The organism is Gammaproteobacteria bacterium (genome assembly GCA_029862005.1).
Taxonomy (GTDB): Bacteria; Pseudomonadota; Gammaproteobacteria.
In genome coordinates this window covers 1-4,314 of sequence record JAOTYD010000081.1, presented here as the reverse complement: position 1 = coordinate 4,314, position 4,314 = coordinate 1, and the positions used below count along the sequence as shown (strand labels likewise).

Below are 4,314 nucleotides of genomic sequence, written 5' to 3'. Positions count from 1 at the left end.
GGCTGAAGGTAACCCTGAGCCAAGCCAGAAGTACACTTCTGGAAGGTGCAGAGACTACCTGGGAACTAGAGTGTTCTTAATAACAGGCTAGAGCGTCCCGCACCCTGAGCAATCGCACGATTGTGGGTGGTGAGATAGTCCGCTCCGTTCAGAAATGATCGGGTACAGTGAATCCCTTGGTCGCAGGTTCGAGTCCTGCCGGGCCCACCAATACTTTCAATGACTCATGGTACTATTCCTTAATCGAAAAGAAGCGTAAATACCAAATTTAGTCCAGTATGACGCAACGTCACACAATACTTTTCTTTCATAGGCACCCCCACATCCCTCAAACTTATGACCTTTCTTGTCATCTACTGGACTATTAGTGGACTCATTTTTTAGTCAAGTGACTATTTATCATTAAAATACAATAACTTATATATTTTAAATAATGGATTAATATTCCATTTTTGGTGTATTGCGGACTGCTGTAGTATAGGCTCATTGACTGATAACAATTGGCAAACACCCAATAGAGCATGGCAACGATCTCAAAGCAGCAAGGCGTCAGGAAGACGAGCTATAAGATCAGGATAAGGAAACCGAACTCCCCAACCGTTAGCAAAACCCGTAGCAGTAAGAACCTCGCACAAAAATGGGGGCGCAGAACCGAACCAGCCATCAACGGCGCCGACCCCCTTGAAATCGCTGCTGTGCCAGGCCATAAAACCCTGGCGATGGTTCAGCGTTGGGCCCAGCTTTCCGCAGCGCATACGACGTCCCTGGTCGAGCAGATGAATAACGTTGTGTTTGGGGACCAATGATGAACAGCGATAAATTTAAAAATTGCGGGCCTGGCTGGATAAATAATCTCAGGTGCGATATTGACAAAAAAGACGCCCAACCTGAGGACATTCAATTATTCATGGCGTATTACTGTCACTTGTACCAATCGAGCGAAGAAATACCCGTAGATACACTTCGAGAAATACTGAAATTAATTAATCAATCTTTTAAAAATTATCTTGATCGCAAGCAATTCAACGGCGCCCTCGAAGCAGCATTCGGATTCAACGGGAAACAGGGGAAACGCAAACTTGGAAGACGAAATGAAGATATTGCAACTGATGTGGCTAAATACCGCTTACAGGGAAAATCTGTAAAAGATGCGGTAGCGAAAGTATCTGGCGAAAGGGATGAATTAAGCCATTCAATCATCTATGAAGCCTGGAACAAATACAGAGATACCGCGTATATAAGGGCTCAAATTGTTTTTGGAGCAAGTGGTAAATCACTGTCGAAAAAACAATATAAAACAATGCAGAAGGATTTAAAAAAATAAAGCAACGCTCCGAAGCGCTATTTAGCTGCTCCAAAAAATAACTTTTTCCTTTCGCAATTAATCTCCTCTATATCGAAGGAATCAAAAGGGGCGGAGTAATATTCCGCGCGTCGGCAGGAATCAGTCAGATATCGGACGCCCGGTTTTGAACGTCGTCGTTAGTCTCTTTCTTTATCCGGTGAAATAGTGAAAATAAGGCGTTCATACTTACCCGGTACCCGCATGAGTATTAAAGACGCAGATCAAGCTTACGTAACTGCACTGGATTTGTTACACACGCGCTCGCTGGAAGGTTGGGATATCCCGGCCCTGATGCGAGAAGTCGCCGGGTGTCTGGGTGGACTCGGGATGCAGTTATGCCGTTTTCACTTCGGTGGTCCGATTCTACATCCACTCTACGTGGCCGGGACCTACACCTGGTATCCAGACAACGAGGTCGAACACGACACTTACACGCGCGGTGTCGAGCAAGAGGAATCCTTTCTACAAAGCCCTGTTCACCCGGTATATGAAAGCGGCGCTTTCGAGGGCCGCTGCCGCATTAGCGCTGGATCTGAATCCGACCGGTTCCCGCTGTTCGTCAAAGTCGCGGCTGAGGGCGGTACGGACTACTTTCTTCAGCTGACCGGTTACGAGGACCGCAGTACCTGGTCGGTTGACCAGGAGGGCTCCCTGATCAGCTGGATTTCTTCCGCGCCGGAGGGCTTCACCGAGGCCGAAATCGAACTGCTGCGACGCCTGCACAAGCCACTCTGTGTGGAACTCAAGAACCTCACGCAAAGGATTCTGGTCAATGACATTCTAAAAGCCTATCTCGGCGGCTACTCGGCAGACCGTGTGTACTCAGGCCAAATCCAGAGGGGTGATGGCGACATCATCGAAGCTGTCATTCTGTTTTGCGATTTGCGCGATTCCTCGAAACTTGCCGAGCACTACGATCTGGATCGCTTTCTCGACGTGCTCAACGACTACTACGACGCCACGGCGGGCGCCGTGATCGATGGTGGTGGAGAAGTCTTACGCTACATTGGTGACGCTTCCCTCGCAGTCTTTCCTATCGAGCGCTACGCAGATGAAGAGGAAGCCTGCCAGGTCGCGCTCGACGTTGCATTGAATGCCATAGTGCGTACCGAACGCCTCAATGCGAACAGAACCGAGCGCGGCGAGCCACCCATCAAATTCGGAATCGGGTTACACTGCGGAACCGTGGTCTACGGCAATATCGGTACCGCCGACCGAATCGAATTCACGGTTATTGGCAAAGCCGCCAACGAAGCAGCCCGCATCGAAGCACAATGCAAAGAACTCGACGAGACAATTCTCGTGTCAGACAGGTTTGCCGAAAATCTCGACCGACCGTGGCGATCTCACGGCAGTTTCGAACTCCGTAACATTGGCCATCCGATAGAAATTTTATCGCCGCCGGGATAGTTTTGGCGGGTGAATTTAAACTGCTAAAGGGAACGCGGGAAATTACAGGGAGACAGTCCCAGGTCGGTATTTCGGAACTTCGGTTTTTCGGGTTACAGTGACAGTTAAGCTGATTCCGAATGAAGTTAATTGCCACCATATTTCGATCGAGAATGACAGTAACCGCTAGCCCCGACGAAACGGAGATAGGACGATGACAGACAAATTAACAGCGCAACTACTGGCCGGCAATCTTCCTGCGGGTTTGTCGCCGCCTTCCTACGACAGAAACTCGGTTAAGAGTTCCATCGTCCATATCGGTGCGGGCGGGTTCCATCGTTCACACCAGCAACATTACATGGATCGTCTTCTATCGGAAACCGGGGATTTCTCCTGGGGTATTTGCGCCTCGGGAATAAGGGAGGAAGACCGCGCCCTCAAGGAGGCTCTGCGCGCGCAGGATTGCCTGTACACCCTCGTCGAACGCTCCGACGAGCATGCGGAGGCCCGCATCATAGGATCGATGACGGATTACGTCCTGGGGCATGACGATGCAGCGGCGTTCATACAAAAACTGGCAGCCCGTGAAACCAGAATCATCTCACTCACCGTGACAGGAGCGGGCTACTATATCGACCAAAGAACCTCGGGGCTGAATCTCGAACACCCCGACGTTCGGCATGACCTCGCGAACCTGTCGACTCCCAAAACCATTTTTGGCTACCTGAGCCAGGCCCTCAAACGCCGAATGGTGACCAATGTCCCGCCTTGCACCATCATGTCCTGCGATAATTTCCAGGGCAACGGCAGCATCAGCAAGCACACCCTCCTCGCGTTTTGCGACGAAGTAGACCCCAAACTGTCCAAATGGATCGACCAGAACGTGGCCTTTCCGAACAGCATGGTGGACAGGATAACGCCGCTTCCCACCGAGGAAACCAGGGCTTTTGTGAGGGAGCGATTCGACCTTGAAGATCAATGCCCCGTCATGTGCGAACCGTATGCTCAGTGGGTAGTCGAGGACAGGTTTTCAAGCCAGCGCCCAGCTCTCGAAGAGGTGGGGGTACAGTTCACCACGGATGTGGCTGCCTACGAGAAAATCAAACTGAGGGTTCTAAACGCGAGCCACTCCCTTATCGCTTACCTCGGATACCTCGCGGGGCACCGATACATCTTCGAAATTGTCCGCGAGCCTCTATTCGCCGGGTACGTGACGCATTTTTTGGATGAGGAAGTAACGCCTCATCTGGACCCCGTTCCAGGTGTCGATTTGGCCGACTACAAAAAAACCGTAGTGAGACGCTTTGGAAATCCTGCCATAAAAGACGAGGCGCTAAGGATTTGCATGAACGGATCCTACAAGTTTCCCAAGTTCATTCTCCCCACCGTCCGCGATCGGCTCAAAACCGGCGGCTCCATCAAAACTGCCGCACTCAGCGTTGCAAGCTGGATGTGCTTCCTGGGCCGGGCGGCGGAGAAAGGAAGCGACATTCCGGTTCGTGATCCGATTGCCGACACCCTCATTCAAAAGGCGAAGCAAGGAGGTGACGACGCCGATGCGCTTTTGAGCCTGCGTGAAG

The 4,314-nt window shown here is 51.1% G+C and carries 3 protein-coding genes; all 3 read left to right on the top strand.

The window, feature by feature from the left end:
* Window positions 1-805 precede the first annotated feature (805 nt).
* Window positions 806-1,324, top strand: a complete 519-nt coding sequence (locus tag OES20_18865) for a hypothetical protein (protein MDH3636754.1) — start codon at window positions 806-808, stop codon at window positions 1,322-1,324.
* 222 nt (window positions 1,325-1,546) lie between these two features.
* Window positions 1,547-2,755: an adenylate/guanylate cyclase domain-containing protein gene (locus OES20_18860; GenBank protein ID MDH3636753.1), complete on the top strand. Its 1,209-nt coding sequence runs from the start codon at window positions 1,547-1,549 to the stop codon at window positions 2,753-2,755.
* Window positions 2,756-2,948: 193 nt separating this feature from the next.
* A partial coding sequence (locus OES20_18855; GenBank protein MDH3636752.1) for a mannitol dehydrogenase family protein occupies window positions 2,949-4,314 on the top strand: 1,366 nt, incomplete at its 3' end.